General features: G+C 37.2%; 18 protein-coding genes. 16 read left to right on the top strand and 2 right to left on the bottom strand.

Going from position 1 to position 21,765, the window contains the following annotated elements:
- Positions 1 to 52: 52 nt before the first annotated feature.
- Positions 53 to 814 (bottom strand): sterol desaturase family protein, encoded by a 762-nt coding sequence (locus tag B5488_RS02160; protein WP_079733777.1) that lies wholly within the window; start codon positions 812 to 814, stop codon positions 53 to 55.
- Between the two features lie 156 nt (positions 815 to 970).
- Here B5488_RS02160 and B5488_RS02155 point away from each other — a divergent pair, with 156 nt between their 5' ends.
- Both B5488_RS02155 and B5488_RS02150 read left to right on the top strand, forming a co-directional pair.
- Positions 971 to 2,737, top strand: a complete 1,767-nt coding sequence (locus tag B5488_RS02155; RefSeq protein ID WP_079733776.1) for a mechanosensitive ion channel family protein — start codon at positions 971 to 973, stop codon at positions 2,735 to 2,737.
- A 486-nt stretch (positions 2,738 to 3,223) separates the two neighbouring features.
- Positions 3,224 to 4,204: a YihY/virulence factor BrkB family protein gene (locus B5488_RS02150; protein ID WP_079733775.1), complete on the top strand. Its 981-nt coding sequence runs from the start codon at positions 3,224 to 3,226 to the stop codon at positions 4,202 to 4,204.
- Positions 4,205 to 4,388: 184 nt separating this feature from the next.
- On the opposite strand, the gene B5488_RS02145 is transcribed toward B5488_RS02150, so the two are convergent.
- Positions 4,389 to 4,838 carry a hypothetical protein gene (locus B5488_RS02145; protein WP_079733774.1) on the bottom strand — a complete coding sequence of 150 codons (450 nt, stop codon included), beginning with the start codon at positions 4,836 to 4,838 and terminating at the stop codon, positions 4,389 to 4,391.
- A 422-nt stretch (positions 4,839 to 5,260) separates the two neighbouring features.
- On the opposite strand from B5488_RS02145, the gene B5488_RS02140 reads away from it, so the two are divergent.
- The 14 genes from B5488_RS02140 (at position 5,261) to B5488_RS02080 (ending at position 21,592) form a co-directional block, all read left to right on the top strand.
- The gene (locus B5488_RS02140) at positions 5,261 to 6,601 is read left to right on the top strand and encodes a phage integrase SAM-like domain-containing protein (protein ID WP_079733773.1); all 1,341 of its coding nucleotides are present in this window, start codon (positions 5,261 to 5,263) and stop codon (positions 6,599 to 6,601) included.
- Between the two features lie 49 nt (positions 6,602 to 6,650).
- Positions 6,651 to 7,514, top strand: coding sequence for an RteC domain-containing protein (locus B5488_RS02135; RefSeq protein WP_079733772.1), 864 nt, complete (start codon positions 6,651 to 6,653; stop codon positions 7,512 to 7,514).
- A gap of 102 nt (positions 7,515 to 7,616) precedes the next feature.
- The gene (locus B5488_RS02130; RefSeq protein WP_057480593.1) at positions 7,617 to 7,904 is read left to right on the top strand and encodes a helix-turn-helix domain-containing protein; all 288 of its coding nucleotides are present in this window, start codon (positions 7,617 to 7,619) and stop codon (positions 7,902 to 7,904) included.
- Positions 7,905 to 7,940: 36 nt separating this feature from the next.
- Positions 7,941 to 8,747 carry a hypothetical protein gene (locus B5488_RS02125; RefSeq protein WP_079733771.1) on the top strand — a complete coding sequence of 269 codons (807 nt, stop codon included), beginning with the start codon at positions 7,941 to 7,943 and terminating at the stop codon, positions 8,745 to 8,747.
- A complete protein-coding gene (locus B5488_RS02120; protein ID WP_079733770.1) occupies positions 8,740 to 9,405 on the top strand; it encodes a P-loop NTPase family protein in 666 nt (221 codons plus the stop codon). Before B5488_RS02125 ends, B5488_RS02120 begins: the two co-directional genes overlap by 8 nt.
- Positions 9,406 to 10,064: 659 nt before the next feature.
- Positions 10,065 to 10,640 carry a BfmA/BtgA family mobilization protein gene (locus tag B5488_RS02115; RefSeq protein ID WP_079733769.1) on the top strand — a complete coding sequence of 192 codons (576 nt, stop codon included), beginning with the start codon at positions 10,065 to 10,067 and terminating at the stop codon, positions 10,638 to 10,640.
- 490 nt (positions 10,641 to 11,130) lie between these two features.
- On the top strand, positions 11,131 to 11,445 hold the full coding sequence (locus B5488_RS02110) for a DUF6660 family protein (protein ID WP_079733768.1): 315 nt from the start codon (positions 11,131 to 11,133) through the stop codon (positions 11,443 to 11,445).
- 83 nt (positions 11,446 to 11,528) lie between these two features.
- Positions 11,529 to 15,866: a CusA/CzcA family heavy metal efflux RND transporter gene (locus tag B5488_RS02105; protein ID WP_079733767.1), complete on the top strand. Its 4,338-nt coding sequence runs from the start codon at positions 11,529 to 11,531 to the stop codon at positions 15,864 to 15,866.
- A 10-nt stretch (positions 15,867 to 15,876) separates the two neighbouring features.
- Entirely contained in the window at positions 15,877 to 17,055 is a 1,179-nt protein-coding gene (locus tag B5488_RS02100; protein ID WP_079736497.1) for an efflux RND transporter periplasmic adaptor subunit, read from the top strand.
- 18 nt (positions 17,056 to 17,073) lie between these two features.
- Positions 17,074 to 17,490 carry a Fur family transcriptional regulator gene (locus tag B5488_RS02095; protein ID WP_079733766.1) on the top strand — a complete coding sequence of 139 codons (417 nt, stop codon included), beginning with the start codon at positions 17,074 to 17,076 and terminating at the stop codon, positions 17,488 to 17,490.
- A 60-nt stretch (positions 17,491 to 17,550) separates the two neighbouring features.
- Positions 17,551 to 17,679, top strand: coding sequence for a hypothetical protein (locus tag B5488_RS18250; RefSeq protein WP_262507335.1), 129 nt, complete (start codon positions 17,551 to 17,553; stop codon positions 17,677 to 17,679).
- Positions 17,655 to 19,547 (top strand): heavy metal translocating P-type ATPase, encoded by a 1,893-nt coding sequence (locus B5488_RS02090; protein ID WP_079733765.1) that lies wholly within the window; start codon positions 17,655 to 17,657, stop codon positions 19,545 to 19,547. The genes B5488_RS18250 and B5488_RS02090 overlap by 25 nt, the downstream gene beginning before the upstream one ends.
- Positions 19,548 to 20,059: 512 nt before the next feature.
- A complete protein-coding gene (locus B5488_RS02085) occupies positions 20,060 to 20,323 on the top strand; it encodes a helix-turn-helix domain-containing protein (RefSeq protein ID WP_079733764.1) in 264 nt (87 codons plus the stop codon).
- Positions 20,324 to 20,329: 6 nt separating this feature from the next.
- Positions 20,330 to 21,592, top strand: coding sequence for a type II toxin-antitoxin system HipA family toxin (locus B5488_RS02080; RefSeq protein ID WP_079733763.1), 1,263 nt, complete (start codon positions 20,330 to 20,332; stop codon positions 21,590 to 21,592).
- Positions 21,593 to 21,765 lie beyond the last annotated feature (173 nt).

The following is a 21,765-nucleotide window of genomic DNA, read 5'->3' as shown; positions in this document are numbered from 1 at the left end:
TGAAATAAATTCAGGATGACGTATTAAAACTTCTATAAATTTAAATGCCTTTTTATTCCGAAGAAATTTTAGAACTACTTTCGGTATTCATCCAGCGGTCCCAGAAGGTAAAATAAAGCCCGAAATTGGTCTTAAATTCGGCGTGATGAAAATGATGATGCGTGGCACCAATAAATAATTTTCCCAGGCGGCTTTTTATAAAAGCTTCGGGATAAATTTCAATATCTAAATGATTTATCACACTACTAAGCGTCATAAAAATTAAATAAACCCCAATTACAATTGGATGAACCGGTAAGACCAGTAAAATTGCGGGAATGATAAGCGCTTCCAGCAAAGATTCCCAGGGATGGAACGAAAATGCAGTCCAGGGACTGGGCACTAAACTATCGTGATGTACTTTGTGAATTTTTTTAAAAACTTTGGGGTTATGCATCCAACGGTGCACCCAGTAATAATAAGTTTCGTGAAGTAGAGAAAGTAAAATAAAACTTGACGGCAAATACCAGATTCCAAATTTTTCAATATCCAGATAAATCGCGGTAAAACCTTTTTGCCATAGAAAATAAGTTAGCGCTCCAAAAAACCCAAAAACAACCGAAGACCACATACTCCAGTAAATTTCCTTTTTTAACTGTCCTTTTCTAAAACCGCGCCTACTTAATCTTTTACTCCTGAATTTATCACTTCTTAAGCTATAATAATACCAGTAAAATATCCCTGCGGAAATTAAATATCTTAGAAAAACCGCGGCAAAGAAAATGCCCACACAAACTAAAAAAAGTCCCGGGTTATTAATTTCGAAGAATATCATACAAACCGAATGTAGCGAATAAGACGGTTATTTGAAAATCAAGTTTTCAGAAAATATTCTTAAAACTTAGTAGAATTCAATTGGCTTTGGGGTTTGCAAAACCTTATAATCTCTTCAATTTACTATCTTCGGGATAACTTAGCCAAAATGCCAGTTATGAAGAAAAAAATTGATCTTTTTTATCTGAAATTCATATTTCTAATCGGTTTCCTACTAATTAGCAGTTTACCTGTTAAAGCCCAGTTTCCGTTAGGAAACACTCAAAACAATGAAGCTGCCTCCCAGGAGATTCCTGAGGATATTTTAGGCAGAAGAACGCCACGAGGTACGGTAAACGGATTTATAAATGCTATGGCCGGGCAAAATTATAATCGCGCCGCGAGATATCTCAATTTTCCCGAGACTATTAACTCGGAAGAAGAAAAGGAACGGTTAGTCCTGGTTTTACAACGCTTATTCGATCAAAAAGGAAGTATTTTACCCTATTATTTAATTAGTGATGATCCTAAAGGAAAAACCGATGATGATTTTGAACCAAACCTGGAGAAAGTAGGAAGTATAAATCCTGACGATGAGTTAATTGAGATTTTCTTGAAACAGCACAAGGATGAAACAGGAAATCCAATCTGGCTTTTTTCTGCTGAAACTGTTGGAGCTATAAGCTCGGTTAGCCTTCAAAATTCTGCACTTGTAGATCAAATAATTCCCGGGGTTCTTAATAAGTATCTTTGGGGCGGTGTCCCCGCAGGTCAATGGATAGTTGCCTTGTTACTTATTGGTTTAAGTTACTTAATATCTTTTTTGGTTATTTCTGCACTAATCTTTCTTCTAAAAAAACTATGGAAAAGAATTAGAGAAGAACCAATTTCAGGAATAATTACAGCCGTTAAACTTCCTTTAAAATTATATGTTGCCGTTTGGATATTTGTGGCCCTCACCAGAAACCTTGAACTATCTATTATTTTACGCCAAAAATTTAGTGCGATCACCATAATAGTAGGCATTGTGGCCATCCTTATTCTTCTCTGGCGATTATCTGATTTTATTGGAAAGTTTAGTCAGGAAAAAATGCTATTACGCGGTAATCCGGCGGGAGTTTCAATAGTATTATTTCTTCAACGGGCTGCTAAAATAGCCATTGTAATTTTTGGTATTATATTTAGCTTAGGCGCAATTGGCATTGACGTTACGACTGGTTTGGCCGCCCTGGGAATTGGTGGTATCGCACTGGCCCTGGGTGCCCAAAAAACCATAGAAAATTTTGTGGGAAGTATAACCTTAATTGCCGATAGGCCAATTCGGGTAGGTGATTTTTGTCGGGTAGGAGAAGTAACTGGAAATATTGAAAAAATAGGTATTAGATCTACCCGAATTCGCACATTAGACCGCACCGTGGTAACCATTCCCAACGGAGCATTTTCTTCAGATACTATTGAAAATTATGCGCATCGGGATAGGTTTAGATTTGTAAGTGTCCTAAATTTTAGATACGAAACTTCACCTGACCAGCTACGTTATTTACTTACCGAGTTAAGAAAAGTACTTTATGCTCATCCCAAAGTTTATGAAGAACCTGCAAGAATTCGTTTTATTGGTTTTGGGGCACATTCTTTAGATGTTGAAATTTTTGCCTATCTGGATGCTTTAGACTTTAGTGGATTTATGGAAATTAGGGAAGATCTTATGCTAAGAATGATGGATGTTGTAGAGCGTAGCGGTACCGATTTCGCCTTCCCTTCACAAACTATTTACTTCGGAAAAGACCAGGGACTTTCTAAAGAAAAAACAGCTGAAGCTGAAGCTGCAGTAGAAAACCTAAAAAAGGAACGCGAAATGCCGCTTCCACAATTTACCAGGGAACAAATTGATGCCCTTAGAAACAAATCCAGTTATCCGCCCGAGGGTTCCAGCACATCTATTTAGAAAAATGGGGTTTAATTTCAGTTTCTACAAAATTTCAAGCTTTTTTCTTATTACAAAATTATAAAACCTAGTGATCACTTAAAACACACATTCTTAACAAATACCAGCTACAGATAGTTAATATTATCTTAAATTTATATATTAGCCCCTAACAAATGTTGTAAAAATGAAACTCCAAATTTCAGGACTAATAGCAATTCTTCTTTTGTTTATCGCTTGTGAAAATTCCTCTGAATCTAATGAGAGACCAGGGTCTCCCTATTGTAGTCCCTTATAACGATAGTATTTCTACTTATTCTTAGAACTAATAAGTAAACTACCTCGGGGCAAGCCCACGAGGCATTTTATAAGAAAAACGTTTTGATTCGAGACATCCCGGTGCTTCGGGACGGAGCATTTAAATTTCGATTATCGAGTAAAATCCCTATAGATTTTGGAAAACCTATGCTAGGGGTATAAATTTACATTCCAGCATAATTATAAATAATGAGTGAAACCAAGAGAAAAAGAAAATATCGTGGAGAAGAGGCAAAATGGCCTCATCAAATTCCAATATCTGGCTGGATAGATATTGGGAAACGGGTTTTTAAGGAGATGAAGTTAGATCATGTTCAAATAATTTCAGCCGGCGTAGCTTTTTATTTCTTTCTCGCTATTTTTCCAACTTTTATTGCAGCAATCTCTATCTATAGCCTGGTTTTAGAGCCTTCCGAAATTGAAAGTCAGATTGCACATTTAAGTTCAATTTTACCCAAACAGGCTTTTGGAATGATCACCGAATTCCTGGAACCTATTCTCAAGCGATCCAGAAAGGAAATTGGCTGGGGTTTGTTAATAAGTATTTCAGTAAGTATTTGGAGTGCCAACAAGGGTACAAATGCTCTTTTTGAAGGTGTAAATATTGCTTACGACGAAATTGATGGAAGGGGCATTATCAAAAAAAACCTTCTTAGCCTACTTTTTACCACGGGCGGTTTATTTGTTGGACTTATTAGTTTATTAATTGTTATTTTCTTTCCGTTATTGGTAAAAAACCTGGGATTAAACCCCAGTCTCGAAGCCATCTTGCAATGGTTTCGCTGGGTGTTTCTCGGATTTATTTTAATTCTTAATTTAACTATGATTTATAAAATTGCTCCTTATAGAACTAACCCCAAGTTTATCTGGGTGAGCTGGGGAGCCATAATTGGTGCAATATTTTGGCTTGCCGGTTCTATGTTATTCTCCTGGTATGTAGCTAATTTTGGTAGCTATGCAGATCTCTACGGAAGTTTTGCCGCAGTAGCTATTTTATTGTTATGGCTATTTCTAACCGCCTTTATTGTACTTATGGGCGCCGAAATAAATTCAGAAATGGAACATCAAACTCGCTACGACACCACAGTGGGATTAGAAAAACCCATGGGAGAAAGAAATGCCTACCACGCCGACCATTGCGCTGTAGAAGACCCGGAAGAAAATTGTTGATTGGCTGAAATAATTATAAATCGCATTCGAGATGAAGAAAAATTAGCTAAGATGGAAGAATGGAAAAGCCCGGTAAATGTATTTCGAAATTTGTCGAATAAATGCACGTCTTCCAATAAATTCAAATATTATCTGAAGATTAAGTAAAGCGATTAAAAAAAAGTTAATTTGAAAAGACAAACAACTATTCTATTCTTTTATAAACCTCAGCTTTTCTATCTATAACAACATCTAATTTATTATAGTTTGTATTTGAAATCATGTGCATGGTATTGCTATCAGGGAAAGCAATTTCATCTCGAACATTGCTACCATTCTCACCACTAATTCTATATTTTCCTTCGGAAAGTTGCTCCCAGTTTAAATTTGTAGTAGCCATTTCATTTAAAACACAATCTCCTAATGGTGAATGATAATGAACAGCTTCTAAATTGCCATTTACTTTAAAATAAAGCGTGCTTTTTTCAGAGCATTCAGAAGCTTCAGACTCCATAGTTTCTTCCTCTTCAGGATATTCTATAATACCATTATACCTCCATTTTCCTACAATAGGGTTATCAGAATCTCCTAAATGATCATCTCCGTTAGAACACGCAAATAGAACAAACGGTACTAATAATAAAATTCTTTTCATTAAAATGTGGTTTAAAAGCGCCAAATATAAAAACAACTTCTTTTGTAAAGAAAATATAAGTAAGCACATTCTTTATGGTGAGCTTCTGAGCTTTTCCAGATTAAATATAAATTAAAAAACTTATTACAGAATATTCTAAAGAGATTTAGAAATTGACATAAACAAAAAAGCCTTGAAAATCAGATGATTAACAAGGCTTTAAGTACTCGGGACGGTAGTGTTTCCTTAAAATTTTAAGTTCGTTTCCGATATCAACAAAAACCAGCATAAGCTTAGTAAAATCAACAGCTCACGGCACTATGTTGTCCCAGGTTAAATTGTTATGGATTGCGCAAAATTCTTTTATATTCTTCCTCGTGCGTACATTTTGCGTACAACAAAAATGAATATGTCTTATCTTTATAATTACTCAATAAATCCTTATGGCTACAATATATTTTCTTTACCGTTCCAAAAGGCAACATGCTCCACTTACAGTGCGCCTACAAGATAAGGATAATAATAACAAAAAGTTTCAATTTGAAGCTAAAACAGAGTTGGAGGTTCCAAAAGAGTATTGGAATACTACAAGGCATAAAAGGCGGGGTTTAGATGCAGTTGACAAAAGAAAAATAGCCGAAGTTAATTCAAAACTGTCCGAATTAGAAGACTTTCTTCTTTCTAAGTATAAGAAGCAAAAACCCAAACCTGAACAGAAAAATTGGCTTAAAGAAATTCTTTACAATTTTTACAATCCAGAGGAAGATGAACATGTGGATGATGAAATTAAAAGTGATTTAATAACAGATTGTATTCAAGAATTAATAGATCATTCTCATACCCGAGAAAATGCTCGAGGAGGCTTGGGAATCTCTTTAAGTAGGGTTAAATCCTATAAAAACCTTTTGAACGTTTTCAAAAAGTACCAAGGGGCTAAAAAGTATCGAGTGAAAGATGTAGATATCAAATTTGGTAGAAAATTTTTAGATTGGCTACTCAGTTCACAAAATTATTCTGAAGGTTATGCCAGAAAAAAAATTGATGATCTCAAGTCAGTCTGTGCAGATGCTGAAATAAATGGTTTAGAAGTTAGTCATCAACTTAAGAAGGTAAAAGGAGGAAAAACAAAAAATGACTTCATCATTTATTTAACTCCTGAAGAACTTCTTAAAATTGAAAAGGCCCAATTAGAATCTGATAGTCTTAAGAATGTCAGAAAATGGCTATTATTGGGTTGCAATATTGGTCAAAGGGGAGGTGATCTTCTACGTCTATCAGAGGATAATTTTATCACAAGAAATGGCTTGGAACTAATTGAACTGAAACAACAGAAGACAGGCAAAAATGTTAGTATACCTGTACTTCCCACCACAAAAGAAATTTTAAAGGAAGGACTACCCTACCCAATAGCCCTTCAAAATTTTAATAACGATTTAAAAATTCTATGTAAAACTGTTGGAATAAATTCACTTACAGAAGGAGCAAAAATTGTTATGCTTGGTGAAAACGGAGAAATACTTGAAAAAGATGAAAAAGGCAGGTATAAAGAGAAAGGTACTAAAAGAAAAATAACCGGCACTTTTCCCAAACACGAATTGATTACTTCTCACGTATGCCGCAGGACTTTTGCAACTAACCAATATGGTATATTTCCAACACCATTATTAATGAGAATCACCGCACATAGTACGGAAAAAATGTTCTTAGGATATATAGGAAAATCTGCTATGGATAGTGCCCAGCAAATAGCAGATTTATACGAAAAACTGGCGGCTAAAAGTTGATTTTAGTTAAATGGGAATTATTGTGAATCCAATCATATCGATCTAAAAGATGAAGCCGAAAAATATTGAATATAACCAGTTACAGCTACCAGTTTTAAAGCTATGTTCCTTAAAGCAATTCCAGGAAATCGATATCAATTCCGCATTTTACGATTTTTATTTTAAGAAAGCCCACGGAAGGTATTTTAAGGTTGATATGGAAATCTTTATGAGGGACCTGTATAACGATATTCTAATCTTCATCAATAATTATAAAGTCATGCCTTACCAGGTCAAGGCCTATTTCAATACTACTTATAAAAGACCTCTACTCTATAAAGGAGTACCGTTACAAACAAAAGAAAAATACCACTTTCTATTATTTGAAGCTATTGTTCAGCAAATAACAGGAGTCTTAGCTGTCGATAAAAATTTACCGAGCTTACCCATACAAAGTCAACCCCATCTACTTACTGAATATGATTTTATTCAAGCTTTTCATAATAAACTGGAGGAATTTCATCTTCCAGAGAAGGATAATATTATCACCGAATTTTTCACCTTCCATAATCCGCTACCACAATATTCCCAACAGGACACTCTAGATTTCAAAAAATCTATTCTCAGCCTTGATAAACATTATAAAGTAAATAGTATTTTACAAGAGCGGGAATTGAAAGAATTCCGCGAGGAAAATCGTATTAAATGGCTGGGTACTCCTCTCGAACTGGCCGAGTTAATTAAAGCACTTATCCAGGCTAAAAAAATTAATGGCGGATCCGAAAAAGAAGTATTTGATTTTTTTCAGCAACTATTAGATTTACCTTTTGACAAGCGTGAAAAACTTCAATCTATAAGAAAACGTTCCACAGACTTAACACCCTTAATTCACGAGCTGGAATTCCATTTGAAACAATGGATAAACCGATCTTAACTTAAGAAAAAGTTAAAGTTATGACGTACTAACGACATAGTATGCCAATGGTATGCCATTAGATTTTATTGATTTGCATTGTAAACCAAAAAACACAATGTAATGAAAAAAGTTATCCAACTACACCAGACAACTCCTGAAGAATTAGTAAACGTTATTCTACTTGGAGTGAAAAAAGAAATTGAAATCCTTAAACAAGAATTTCGTCCAAAGGAACCGGAAGAATACCTCACAAGAACTGAAGTTTCTAAAATGCTTAAAATTGACCTTTCAACTGTACACCACTGGACCAAGCGGGGCAAACTGAAACCATATGGATTGGGACGACGTGTGTATTATAAGCGAAGCGAAATTGAACAGGCACTTATTGATTTAAGCCCAATCCATTAGAACCGGTTTCTCAATCCACTTATAAATTTTATTCCTATGAACGGATACGAATTTTCAAGGGCGTGGTTTGATTTCAGTTTTAATCATCCTAACAAAGTTAAACCCGTACATACCGCTATTTACTTTTTTGCCATAGAACGCTGCAATAGATTAGGCTGGAAAGAAACATTTGGCTTTCCTACCGATCTGGCTATGGAAGCTTTGGGAATCAAGAACTATAAAACTTATATCCGCGCCCTTGAAGATCTAGTGGATTGGAATTTTATTCAATGGAAACAGAAAAGCAAAAACCAATACACCTCCAACATTATTGCTTTGGTAAAAAATACCAATGCACCGCCTAAAGCATTGGACAGAGCATTGCATAAAGCAGTGTCCGGGCACTGTACTCAGCAAGTCCGAAGCATTGCGAGTATAGATAAACAATTAAACCTTAAACTAAAAAACCTTAAAACTTTAAATAAAAAAGAATTTCTAAAAGTTGATAAATCTGAAATTCCTGAAAACTACCTGGTCTATTTCAACTGGGCGGTTAAATTTCAGCAACTCTTTTTAAAAAATTTAAAAAATAAAGGCGCACCAACAAAAAAAGTAGACCAGGCGGGATTCGATGATTGTTTGATGCCAATTCGATTGATGCTGGAAAAAGATGGTGTTTCAGAAGAACAACTTCAGCTTGCCTATGAGTTGCTAAATGGTTCTGAAGAATTTTGGAAAGGAATAATCCTAAGCACCCACAAACTCAGAGAGAAAATCGGGCAGTTGATCGCCCAGGGTAATAAGCCGATGAGACTTAAAACAATGGACTTACAGGTTCAGCATAAAATCCAGAGTTATGACTAGCACCCAGTTTCCAGATATTATATCAAAGCCTGTTGTAAAAAATAGGCAACCTGACTTTAAACGAACACTGGTTAGCAAACAAGTGTTCTGGAATTTATTTCGCACTCAGTATCCCGAATTCCAAATAACGGAGGAAAATCAACATATAGTTTTCAGCATTTTCCGGTATTTCCTCCAACAGCCTAATTTTAATGAGTTTGGTATAATAAAAAATAAACCAGGACTTGACAAAGGATTGTTGGTGTATGGAGGTTACGGCGTAGGAAAATCCACGCTTTTTGATGCCATTCATAACATTGGAAGAATAATTCTGGATCGAACCCGAAGTACACAACTTTGGTTTCCTCGGATCTCAACTGTTCACCTACTTACCAGGTATTACGAATCACAAAAAAATAAAAACAGCATTTTTAAACTAGAAGATTATTACCGCGGAAAACTTTATCTGGATGATGTGGGTAAAGAAGATAAAGCCTATAACCGGGAAGAGATCATCGGAAAATTGCTTTATGAAAGACACCAGCGAAGATTAAAAACTTTTGTGACTACCAATGAAAACCCCTCAGCAATATCGGCCCGGTATGGACATCATATTGGAGACCGGTTGCCGGAAATGTTCAATATCATTAAATGGGAAGGTAGAAGTTGGCGAGAATGATTAGTACTTACAAAGTCCTCACCACATTTTCCACGCCTTCGCAAAAGCTACAGCTTAGGAAAAAGAGGTTCGTCCAAAAAAGAGGATTCGGAAGTAAGCCAAAAAAAGAGTTTGATAGCCTAATTTTAGAAGCTCAAAACTAGAAAATGAATCAGGGAAATAAGATTACAGCTATTAACTTTTTTGACTTACCTCCTCAAGAGATTTTAGCCCTAAAAGAATCAAGGGAGAAAGTAGTCAAAGATGGATTTTAGAAAATTTTAAAGGAGTTCCAAGGCTGATCATTAAGCACATGATTTTAGTGATTTAGTGATGTGAAAAAGCTATTTAAATTTTAGAAGCGAAGCGGATGGAATTTGAATAGCAAGAGGGTAACCTGCTAAAGCAAGGTTACAATTTTCAAATTCCTGATATTCAATTATTTATGATTTTTAATACTTAAAACCCTGGTGTATAAACAATAAGGATTATTCGTTAGCTACTGAAAACAGGGGAATAATCTACTGTACATAGTGGATACTTAGGAGCCATACTTTAATTTAAAACACTGTTATTCAGTGCTTTATAAATTATTAAAAATATGTAATAAAATGATCGATGGAGCAAAAACCAGTTCTTTTGTCTGAACAAGCCCAGTAGCAAAGAAAAAAATTACTGTAATGGAAACAAATAAAGATAGAAAAAGCCTGTTTTCTGCAATTAGTATTAATCGTATCACGGCAGCACGATTTCGTAAGTTTTCAAAAAATGTAGCTCCCTCTCATTCGGAAAGCCTGGATGATATGATGGACTTTTTTGAAGTCACAAAGATTCATCCCAGGAGTCCAATTTTTAGGCACTATGTCGGGCTTTATAATTATATAATTGGCCGATTGGATTTTATTATTGCCCTGCTCAGGGAGCACGAAGAAAAATATCATAAGCCTACTTATAATATGCTTGCAGGACTTTTTGATAAAGCTGAAAAAATGGAGGCTAAAACAAGACCACTGGAGGAAACAAATATTAGAAGATTGACCAAGGAGGAATGGGAGCTAGAAGATGGGAAAGTTTCGCAGGAGGAATACGATTTGCTTAAAAATGCACGGCAAAAAGATCGAAGGGAATTTTCAGAAATGATCTCTAAGATTATCAAAGGGATAACTAAAGTAGAACCTACCTTTGGAAAGCCGTACTATAAAATAGATATTAATTTTACCGAACTAGATATTCTTAAAAGAAAATATGAAGAATAGGAAACCCATTATCTAAATAGAACAACGCCCCTATGCTTTTTTTACTTTACGCTTAATTTCCCGTACACTATAAAAACAGCATAGGATCCGGCGAAAGTTATGGTAGATATGGGGCTTAATCATCTTAAATTTGGCTAAGAAATCATATCAGCAAATGTATCTAAAATATTATCTAGAGTATTACAAGTAAATTATGAGGTTCTGCTCTAAACTAATATTACAACACTAATTTTCTAAAGAGGATACTGAACTGACAATGATATTAAAAAGAATCAGAAACTTAAATTCCAATTTAGTGTTTCGATAATTAGAAAAAGGGAGTGTTCTTAAAAATAAGGAAATCGGTGGTAGTTGAAGATTAAATTATCCGCCAGCTCTGCGCATCTTCCGAAGCTATTATAGGTGGACCAGTCAGAGAAAAAATTGCAATAGATTAGATCTCCTTGTTTTGCACAACCATTGCAGTAATCTTTTCATACTTTTGTATAATATGAAAATTCTGGCGATCATATTATCTGCTTATTTCCTGGGGCTTAACTTCATCCCCTGTGATGATGCCGTAGTTTATGATGGTCAGGAAGAATTTTCAGTAGTATTTGATGCTGATCAAGATCACCGGGAAAGTGATAGACAGGATGAATGTCCACCTTTCTGCCAGTGCCATTGCTGCCATGTCCACGTGATTCAATTCAGCACCATTACATTTGAAGTCTTAGAACCTGCCATTTCTACCTTAATTGTTCAAAAAGGAGAAAAATTTGGCGAAGAAATTCCCAATACCCACTTTCAGCCTCCCCGGGTTTAATTCAATTCACAGGATACTTATGTCCTTTTGATATTGATCATTCTTTGATCAATCACATTTTTAATTGAATTAAATCCTTTTTTATGATTAACAAGATCATTGATTTTTCGATCAATAATAAATTTATTATTGGGCTGCTTACCGTAGTCCTCATCGGGGCTGGAATTTGGAGCATGTTACAGGTTCCCGTAGATGCCCAGCCCGATATTACCAATAACCAGGTACAGGTGATTACCCAGGCTCCTAACCTGGGAACCGAAGATATTGAACAGTTCGTAACTTATCCTGTGGAAATTGCTATGAGTAATTTGCCGGGAGTAAATGAAATCAGGTCTGTTTCCAGATTCGGCCTTTCTGTTGTCACTATTGTTTTTGAGGATGATATGGGTACTTACCTCCCGCGGCAGCTTGTGGCTGAAAAGTTAGATGCCGTAAAAGAGGAAATACCCGAAGGTTTCGGCCAGCCCTCTATGGGTCCTATTTCTACAGGTTTGGGAGAGATTTACCAGTACACCCTTGAGGTCGAAGACGAGTTTAAAGATGATTATACCCCTACAGAACTCCGCACTATCCAGGACTGGATCGTTCGAAGACAGATGGCGATGGTGCCTGGCGTTGTAGAAGTGAACGGCGTGGGAGGAAAAATTAAACAATTTGAGGTCGCTGTAGATCCCGAAGAATTAAATGCCATAGGTCTTACGATTTCAGATGTATTCACTGCCCTGGAAAATAATAATCAAAATACAGGAGGTGCCTACATTGAAAAAAATCACCAGGCCAATTTCATTCGTGGGGAAGGTTTGGCCCGCAGTGTAGACGACCTTAAAAAGATCGTAGTTGCGAATCGCGGCGGAGTTCCCATAACCGTAGAAAATGTTGCCGATGTAAAAATAGGCAGTGCTGTAAGATACGGTGCACTTACCAAAAATGGACAGGGCGAGACTGTTGGTGGAATGGTGATGATGCTGAAAGGTGCTAACTCCAATAAAGTCATTGAAAATGTAAAGGAACGGATCGTCCAGATCCAAAAATCTCTTCCCGAAGGGGTCTCCATTGAACCTTTTCTGGATAGGAGTGAACTTATAAGTGATACCACTTCCACGGTTACCACTAATCTGCTCGAAGGAGGATTGATTGTGATTTTCGTACTGGTCATCCTACTTGGAAACTGGCGTGGTGGACTTATAGTGGCTTCTACTATTCCACTTTCCCTCCTTTTTGCTTTTATTCTTATGAATGCTTTTGGTGTATGGGCAAACCTTATGAGCCTGGGCGCAATTGACTTTGGAATTATAGTAGATGGTGCGGTAATTATCGTGGAAAGCACTGTCTTTATGATCTCCCAACGAATGAAGAAAAGAAACGAACTCACTAAATCTGAAAAGAATGAGATCGCAGCATCATCATCAAAAAAGATGATGAATTCTGCCTTTTTTGGGCAGCTAATTATTCTTATCGTATTTCTGCCCATTTTATTTCTGGAAGGTGTGGAAGGCAAGATGTTCAAACCAATGGCACTTACTTTTATTTTTGCAATGTTGGGAGCAATGATCCTGTGTCTCACCTACGTGCCAATGATCTCAGCTCTTTTTTTGAAAGAACCCAAAAACACAAAAAGATCTTTTGGAGATAAAGTGATCATCTGGCTTCAGAATAAATATGAGCCGCTATTGAACAAGTCCCTTAAAAGGGGAAAAATGATCCTCGGTCTTGCAGTTGGATTTTTTGCCCTGGCTGTTTTTATGTTTGCCAGGATGGGAGGAGAATTTATCCCCCAGCTGGATGAAGGGGATATCGCCTTTCATATCATTTTACAACCCGGAAGTTCTCTTGATGAAGGAATAGAAACTTCTACGAAAATCGAAAAATTATTACTGGCAGAATATCCCGAAATCGAGCAGGTAGTAACGCGCTTTGGAGTTTCAGATGTACCTACAGATCCTATGCCGATGGACATTGGAGATAGTTTTATTATTCTCAAAGATAAATCTGAATGGACTTCTGCAACAACAAAAGATGAGCTTATTGCAAAAATTAAGGAAACCATTGAAATTATTCCTGGAGTGAGCTATGAATTCACCCAGCCAGTGGAAATGCGGTTTAACGAGCTGCTCACCGGAGTTAGGGAAGATATAGCTGTCAAATTATACGGAGAAGATCTCGATCTTTTGGCCAGTAAAGCTCAGGAAATGGGTGTAATAATTGGTACTGTCGAAGGAGTTGCAGATATGAAAGTCGAGGCAACAGCAGGTCTGCCGCAAATTACCATAAATTATAACAGGAACAAGACCGCCCAATACGGGTTGCAGATCAAGGATCTAAACACCCTTGTTCAGTCTGCTTTTGCAGGCGGACAAGCAGGCGTAATATTTCAGGGGGAAAAGCGATTTGACCTAGTGGTAAGACTTCAGGAGGAAGATCGTACCAGCATAGAAAATATCCGAAATCTCTATGTTACATTACCCTCTGGAGCTCAGGTTCCATTAAAAGAAGTTGCGGACATTAGCTATCAACCGGGACCGATGCAGATTAGCCGGGATAACACAAACAGGAGAACTTATGTTGGAGTGAATATAAGGAACCGGGATGTTAAATCTGTCGTTGAAGATATACAGAAAAAACTGGATGCTCAGTTCGAATTGCCGCCCGGTTATTATATAAGATACGGCGGAGCCTTTGAAAATTTTGAAAGAGCCAGTAAGAGGTTGCAGGTAGTTGTGCCAATAGCGCTGCTACTTATTTTTATCCTTATCTACTTCGCTTTAAAATCTTTTAAACAAACGACAATGATCTATATAGCCATCCCGCTTGCGGCTATTGGAGGAGTGTTTTCGCTCTGGCTTCGGGATATGCCTTTTAGTATCTCAGCAGGTGTAGGATTTATCGTTTTGTTTGGAGTGGCCGTTCTTAATGGACTGGTACTTATTAGTGCCTTCAACGAATTGAAGGAGGATGGAATAAAAAACATCAACGAAAGGATTATGAAAGGCTCGAAACGCAGAATAAGACCTATTCTATTAACTGCACTAACAGATATTTTAGGCTTCCTGCCTATGGCGATTTCCAATTCGGCGGGAGCTGAAGTTCAAAGACCCCTGGCTACAGTAGTTATTGGAGGTTTGATCACTTCAACTTTATTGACTTTGTTCATTCTGCCAATCCTATACCAGTGGGTAGAAAGTAGAAAGACAAACGTAAACGTCAATAAAAAATTAGTATTAGGAGTAGCTGTTACAGTACTACTGTTATCGGTTCCCTCCACTTTTCAGGCTCAGGAGATTAGTCAGATAAATCCTGAAATTTCTCGTAAAAAAGCTGTGGAATTAGCACTGCAGGAGTATCCGCTTTTGAAAAATAAAAACCGGGAAATTGCGCGAGAACGGGCTTTTAAAAGTTCGGCCTGGAACCTGGGACAAACCCAAATATTTACGGGAGGTGAAGAAATTGGGGATAGTAGAGGAATCTATACAACTATAGGGTTCCAGCAACAAAACATTGATATTTTAGGTATACTTCCAAAGAAAAGATTAGCCGGAGAACGAATTGATCTTGCTGAAGAATCGTACGATCTTTCTCAACTGCAGGTAAGCCGGGAGGTGAAAAAAGCCTGGAGCAAAGCTTTCTTAGGAAAACAGCAGTATCTTTTGTATGAACGGCTCGATTCTCTTTATACTAGGTTGAAAAGATCGGTAGATCTTCGATATGAAGTGGAAGCTATTTCGCGCCTGGAAATGCTTACCGCGCAAAATAGGATAAGTGAGATAGAGATTGAAAAACAACAGGCTCAAAATGATTATATGACCGCCCTTCAAAAACTTAATTTATGGCTTGGCGATGATGCTGTTTACGGAGTTCCTGATGAGTTTGAAGCAGGATTTTTCCCAGGAGAAGAACTCCAGGTTCAGGCTGAACATCCTTTGCTCCAAATGGCTGAGCAGGAAGTCGCCGTCGCCCAGGCACTGGTTTCTGTAGAAAAAGCTGATTTCCTTCCGAAATTCAATTTGCAGTACGGGCTTCAGAAAGTCAACGGTGCCAGCGGATTTTACAGCTACCAGGCAGGAATAAGTATTCCTATTCTCTCCGGCTCTGATTATGCGGACGTCAAGGCAGCAAGAATCGAGAAAAAAATGGCAGAAGAGTCAGCAGCATTTGCAAAAGAGCAGGTGCAGTCGGAATATTTAGTTAAGCTTCAGAATTATAAAAAATGGAAGGCTTCCTGGGAATTTTACAGGGACGAAGTACTTCCATTGCTCGAAGAACAGCGACAGGGATCTCTTCTTGCTTTTAATGAAGGTGCTATTGAATATGTAGCTTTTATCCAGAATCTTGACAATGCCGTTCAATCAGAACTAAAAGCGCTTGAGGCTTATAAAAATTTCCAGATCGCCCTTGCCGAATTACAATTTTACCTTAACAACTAATAAATTCAATATGAAATTTGTAAATATATCATTGCTTTTCACCCTACTCTTTTTTGCTTCCTGTGGTGAGGAAAAGAAACCTGCCGAAAGTCCTCAGGAAGAAACTCCCCCATCTAATACAGCGGCACCGGTCAAAGAAGCTATGCTTTCACAGCAGCAGTACGACGCCCTGGGTATGAAGATCGACACTCTTGGCACCCGCTTGATGACAGGCTTTGTAGAGGCTAATGGGGAGCTGGAAGTACCGCCACAAAACGAGGCCACTGTCACCCCTGTAATTGGTGGAAACGTAGCAAACATTAGGGTAATTGAAGGAGAAAAGGTGAAAAAGGGAAGTGTACTGGCTTCCATTGAACACCCGGATATTATAAAGATCCAGACCGATTTTATTAATGCTGTAAACCAACGGAACTTTCAAGAGAAGGAATTCCAGAGACAGCAAAAATTGTATGATGCCGGAGTTGGTTCCGGGGAAACTTTTCAAAGAGCAGAAGCAGAATTTCAAAGCGTCAAAGGGCAGGTTTACGGCTTAGAGGCCCAGCTAAGGCAGTTGAATATTAATCCTGCTACCATTAAGAACGGAAACATTCAACGGCAAATACCAATTTTAAGTCCTATTGATGGGGCTGTACAAGCAGTCAATATAAAAACAGGACAATTCGTCCAGGCACAAACTAATATGTTTGAGATCATCAATACAGAACACGTTCACGTTGACCTTTTGGTGTTCGAAAAAGATGTGGCTAAGGTAGAGAAGGGCCAGACGGTTAAATTTTCCGTCGAGTCTTTACCGGGTACAGAATTAACTGCCGAAATCATATCCATCAGCCAGAATTTTGAACAGGATCCAAAAGCTTTGCACGTCCATGCTGAAATTAAAAATCGTCCAGACAATTTAGTGCCGGGGATGTATGTCCGTGGAAAAATTGCAGTTGACGATAAACGAAGTATCGCTCTTCCAGAATCTGCACTTGCAAAAGATGGAGATAAATTCTTTGTGTTCACCGCTGAAGAAGAAGGAGATGCCTGGAGCTTTAAACCCGTGAAAGTAATTCCCGGCACCGCAGAAAATGGATGGATTGAAATCAAGCTTTTAGAAGATCTTCCTGCAGATACCAGATTCGCCTTCAATAATGCATATTATTTAATGGCAGAGATGAACAAAGGTGAAGGTGGGCACAGTCATTAGAATTATAAAATAAATGAGATGAACGAAATCGAGAATTTCCTTACTGAAAACCAAATAAGGCCAACGGCCATGAGGATCCTTATCTATAAATTTTTAGCAACCAAGGATTTTGCTGTTTCTCTGGCTGACATTGAATTAGCATTTGAAAAATCTGAAAGGACTACGCTTTATCGTACCCTGAAAACATTTGAAGAAAAGGGAATTGTTCACCAGGTAGATGATGGAACAGGGATAACAAAATATGCATTATGTGAGGTTGGGTGTAACTGTGAAATAGGGACAGATCTTCATTTGCATTTTCATTGCACCTCTTGTGGTGAGACACAATGCCTGACAGAAAGGAAGATACCTGTAGTTAATCTTCCTAAAGGATATACGGCAACAGATGCTAACTTAGTCGTTAAGGGAGTATGCAAGAGATGTAATGTGAAATAATGCACTACTGTTGCATACCTATTTATTTTAGCTTTAACATCAAATAATACACAAGTAGAAATGGCTAAAGAAGACAAAGAGACAAAAGCTCCCGATTCAATGGAGATTTCCTCTCCCAGGACAGCGGAGAAACCAAGACCCAGAATGTCAAAAGAACAGGATGGTTGTTGCCTCCAAATGCTAAAATAGATGACGGTAAGGAGAAGAAAGATTCCTATATCCCTACCATTATTAGTTTAATTCTTCTTCTTGCCGGTATTGCTCTTGATTATTTTGGGACTGAATGGTTTAGCGGGTACATTCGGTTGCTGATTTTTGGAATATCTTACCTTCTCGTAGGAGCCAGAGTAATAAAGTATGCTCTGACCAATATCGCTAAGGGAGATGTTTTTAATGAATTCTTCCTAATGAGCATTGCAACTTTAGGCGCTTTTTACATTGGGGAATATGCTGAAGGAGTTGCGGTAATGTTATTTTACGTAATCGGGGAACATTTCCAGGAAGCTGCAGTTGCACGATCGAGAAGATCTATAAAAGCACTCATTGATAACAGACCAGAAGAAGTAGGTTTGGTGAAAGATGGACAGGTGGTGACAGCCAATCCTCAGACGGTAGGAATCGGTGAAATTATTCAAATTAAGGTAGGTGAAAAAGTTGCACTGGACGGGGAAATCCAGGGCAATGGATCTTCATTCAATACCGCTGCCCTGACCGGGGAGTCCAAACCAGCCAGTAAGACTAAAGGCGAAATGGTGCTCGCCGGAATGATTAACCTTGAGAAGGTGGTGGAAATTAAGGTTACTTCTGCTTATGAGGACAGTGCTTTATCTAAAATACTTCATCTGGTAGAAGAAGCAAGTGGACAAAAAGCAAAAACCCAGAAATTTATTACAAAGTTTGCCAAGATTTATACTCCTATTGTAGTCTTTATGGCGATTGCACTTACCTTATTACCTTTCTTCTTTGTAGAGAATTACATTTTTAATGATTGGCTCTATCGCGCTCTTGTCTTCCTAGTGATTTCGTGTCCTTGCGCTCTGGTCATCTCTATCCCGCTTGGGTATTTTGGAGGAATTGGTGCAGCCTCAAAAAATGGTATGCTTTTTAAGGGTGCGAATTTTTTGGATCTTATTACAGAAGTAAATACTGTGGTAATGGATAAAACCGGCACCCTTACCGAAGGTGTTTTTAAAGTGCAGGAAGTGGAGGTGCAGGAAATGGATGAAAATAAGTTTATTGCTCTTACCGCAGCGCTTGAAGCTAAATCTACCCACCCCATCGCTAAAGCAATTGTTGAATTTTTCGGGGATTCGCATATAAGAGAAACTGTTTCTGAAGTGGAAGAGATTGCCGGTCACGGTTTAAGAGGAAAATGGGAGAATAAAGAAGTTCTTGTAGGTAATACTAAGCTACTTCAGAAATACGATGTCACATTCCCTACCCGCATAACAGAAATAGTAGAAAGTATTGTGGTAGTTGCCATAGACGGCAAATACGCCGGATATATTACCATCGCTGATAAAATTAAGGAAGATGGACCTTCAGCCATTGCAAAACTTCGTGAATATGGAATAAAAACTATAGTTATGTTATCTGGTGATAAAGACACGATTGTTCAAAAAGTAGCTAAGGAATTGAAAATTGATATGGCTTTCGGTGGGTTGTTACCTCAGGATAAAGTTACCCGTGTAAAAGATCTCAAAGCCCAGGGGAAAAAAGTGGCATTTGTTGGTGACGGAATTAATGATGCACCTGTCATAACCTTAGCTGATGTTGGTTTTGCTATGGGAGCTTTAGGATCGGATGCAGCTATTGAAACTGCAGATGTAGTAATTCAGACAGATCAACCTTCCAAAATTGCAACTGCCATAAAAATTGGAAAGAAAACAAAGCAAGTTGTATGGCAGAATATAATCTTAGCCTTTGGAGTAAAAGCTCTTGTACTTGCCTTCGGAGCATTTGGAGTGGCTTCATTGTGGGAGGCAGTATTCGCAGATGTAGGAGTGGCATGCCTTGCAATTCTTAATGCGATAAGAATACAGCGGATGAGATTTTAAAAAATAATTCTTTTTAGATAATTTGTTTTATTATGATTCTGATTTTTCAAATTTTAATGTTATATCAACTTTAGTTTAAATATTCGAATATTGAACTTTTACTTAAATGTGTGCTACCTCTGTGAAACCTTAACAAAAAACTGGCTCTTTCAAGTCGGCTTATCCCTTGTGCCAGAGGATAAACTCGAACTATCACACCGTAAGTAACTAGATCCTAACTTCAAAGAATGAAGACTAAAACAAGACCTCTGGTAGAATAGCATTAGAAGATAGACCAGAGAAGAATGGGAGCCGGAAGGGGAAAATTAGGAAACTCATTAACTAATTCGAATAACGCCCCAATGCTGTTTTTACTTTACGCTTAACTTCCCGTATGCTATAAAAACAGCATAGGATCCGGCGGAAGTTATGGTAGATATGGGGGCTCGAAATAAATTTTAATTACAGTTTAGGTTTATTTTAATCCACAATAACCCTATTTTTAGCTATATTTGTTTACTATAACATACATTATGCTCAACCTCGTAACTATAAAGCAAACCAAAGAAGAACTCGGTAAATGGTGTAAACTTCAAAGAGATCGTTTTGAATTAAGCCAGCAAGAATTGGCTGATCAACTGGGAATATCTAGGTATACTATTCAGAAATTTGAAAGCGGGAGAAATTCAACAATCGATACTGTTTTAAAAATTGCCCATCATTTCGATGATCTGGAGAAGTTTTATAATGGTGTGAAAGCCTACAACGATCAAAATACCAATCGCTCCTTATATTAAAAAATTATGGCTAAAAACACAATTCTTAATGTAAAGCTTTTTAAAAAAGAGATTGGAAAGTTAGGTTACGATTTGGATCAACGTAAAAGTTTCTTTCAGTATAATCCGGAATTTTTAGAAACAAATCAATTACAAAACATTTTCCCATATATCATTAAACGAATAAAACCAGTTCAGGTATTCTCCGAATATGAAGGAAATACTTTTAAAGGACTACCTCCAGCCATAGCAGATTCCCTTCCAGATATGTTTGGAAATATCATTTTTAAGGAATGGTTTGAAGCTAATAATAAAGATAAAACTAAACTCACCCCACTGGAGCAGTTAACCTATGTAGCTAATCGTGGTATGGGTGCTCTGGAATATGAACCGGCACAAAATATTCCCAAAACTTCAGCAATTGACCTTGAAGAAATTATTAGTGTATTAAAGCAAGTTATAGATCAAAAAGAGCAAACTTCAGAAAAGAAGTTTGATAATCTCGCTTTATTAAATATTTTTAAAATGGGAACCTCTGCCGGTGGAGCCAGGCCTAAACTTTTAATTTCCGAAAACATTGAAACAGGAGAGATTATTCCGGGAGATATTGTTTCCTCTAAAGATTACAAGCATTACCTGGTAAAGCTTTCTTTAAATGAAGATAGTTATAATAAAGAAGTAATAGAATATGCTTACTTTAAGATGGCTAGCGCTGCAGGAATAACAATGATGCCTTCTAAATTAATTAATACCAAACATTTTATTACGCTGAGATATGATAGGCAAAACGGAGCAAAACAACACGTTTTAACTGCAAGCGGTATGACCGGATGGGACTTTCAAAAACCAGAGAACTCATCCTATGAAAATCTTTTCAAATTAGCTCTGGATTTAAAAGTACCATACAATGAGATTCAGGAACTTTTTAAGCGAATGGTTTTTAATCTGGTTTTTGCCAATATTGATGACCACTTAAAAAATCATTCTTTTATATATGATAAAAAAACAGACAAATGGAACCTGGCTCCTGCTTATGATCTCACCTACCCATTAAACGTAGACTTCAATTATCATAAAATCAGCCGTGCGTTGTCTATTAATAATAAACGTGATAACATCCAGTTACAGGATTTGCTTGCGTTAGCAGAAGAATTTTCGATAAAAAATCCAAAAGGGATAATCGAGAAAGTCCAGGAACAGATTTCTAATTGGCCGGTATTCACAAAGGAACTTAATATCCCAGAATACGTAGTAGAAAAAATCTCCAAAGACTTCAAAACCTTTATTTAACTACGGGTTTTCCCTTATTTTTTATAGGAAATCATAATTATTTTCAGTAATTATGTTAATCTTATTTGGCCTACCCTACTATTCCAAAAAATGAAAGCGACCCGTTAAGGCCGCTTTAAATGTTTTCACAACGGAATAATCCTTATTGTGAATTGCTTCAAAATTGTATAACA

It is taken from the genome of Salegentibacter salegens (assembly GCF_900142975.1).
GTDB classification, from domain to species: domain Bacteria; phylum Bacteroidota; class Bacteroidia; order Flavobacteriales; family Flavobacteriaceae; genus Salegentibacter; species Salegentibacter salegens.
Note: the sequence above shows the minus strand (reverse complement) of the source record. Positions and strands in the feature narration are given on the sequence as shown.

What these genes read in the sequence shown, in the direction of transcription:
- B5488_RS02160 (WP_079733777.1), bottom strand. Translation starts at nt 814, where the DNA reads ATGATATTCTTCGAAATTAATAACCCGGGACTTTTTTTAGTTTGTGTG.
- B5488_RS02155 (WP_079733776.1), top strand. Translation starts at nt 971, where the DNA reads ATGAAGAAAAAAATTGATCTTTTTTATCTGAAATTCATATTTCTAATC.
- B5488_RS02150 (WP_079733775.1), top strand. Translation starts at nt 3,224, where the DNA reads ATGAGTGAAACCAAGAGAAAAAGAAAATATCGTGGAGAAGAGGCAAAA.
- B5488_RS02145 (WP_079733774.1), bottom strand. Translation starts at nt 4,838, where the DNA reads ATGAAAAGAATTTTATTATTAGTACCGTTTGTTCTATTTGCGTGTTCT.
- B5488_RS02140 (WP_079733773.1), top strand. Translation starts at nt 5,261, where the DNA reads ATGGCTACAATATATTTTCTTTACCGTTCCAAAAGGCAACATGCTCCA.
- B5488_RS02135 (WP_079733772.1), top strand. Translation starts at nt 6,651, where the DNA reads ATGAAGCCGAAAAATATTGAATATAACCAGTTACAGCTACCAGTTTTA.
- B5488_RS02130 (WP_057480593.1), top strand. Translation starts at nt 7,617, where the DNA reads ATGAAAAAAGTTATCCAACTACACCAGACAACTCCTGAAGAATTAGTA.
- B5488_RS02125 (WP_079733771.1), top strand. Translation starts at nt 7,941, where the DNA reads ATGAACGGATACGAATTTTCAAGGGCGTGGTTTGATTTCAGTTTTAAT.
- B5488_RS02120 (WP_079733770.1), top strand. Translation starts at nt 8,740, where the DNA reads ATGACTAGCACCCAGTTTCCAGATATTATATCAAAGCCTGTTGTAAAA.
- B5488_RS02115 (WP_079733769.1), top strand. Translation starts at nt 10,065, where the DNA reads ATGGAAACAAATAAAGATAGAAAAAGCCTGTTTTCTGCAATTAGTATT.
- B5488_RS02110 (WP_079733768.1), top strand. Translation starts at nt 11,131, where the DNA reads ATGAAAATTCTGGCGATCATATTATCTGCTTATTTCCTGGGGCTTAAC.
- B5488_RS02105 (WP_079733767.1), top strand. Translation starts at nt 11,529, where the DNA reads ATGATTAACAAGATCATTGATTTTTCGATCAATAATAAATTTATTATT.
- B5488_RS02100 (WP_079736497.1), top strand. Translation starts at nt 15,877, where the DNA reads ATGAAATTTGTAAATATATCATTGCTTTTCACCCTACTCTTTTTTGCT.
- B5488_RS02095 (WP_079733766.1), top strand. Translation starts at nt 17,074, where the DNA reads ATGAACGAAATCGAGAATTTCCTTACTGAAAACCAAATAAGGCCAACG.
- B5488_RS18250 (WP_262507335.1), top strand. Translation starts at nt 17,551, where the DNA reads ATGGCTAAAGAAGACAAAGAGACAAAAGCTCCCGATTCAATGGAGATT.
- B5488_RS02085 (WP_079733764.1), top strand. Translation starts at nt 20,060, where the DNA reads ATGCTCAACCTCGTAACTATAAAGCAAACCAAAGAAGAACTCGGTAAA.
- B5488_RS02080 (WP_079733763.1), top strand. Translation starts at nt 20,330, where the DNA reads ATGGCTAAAAACACAATTCTTAATGTAAAGCTTTTTAAAAAAGAGATT.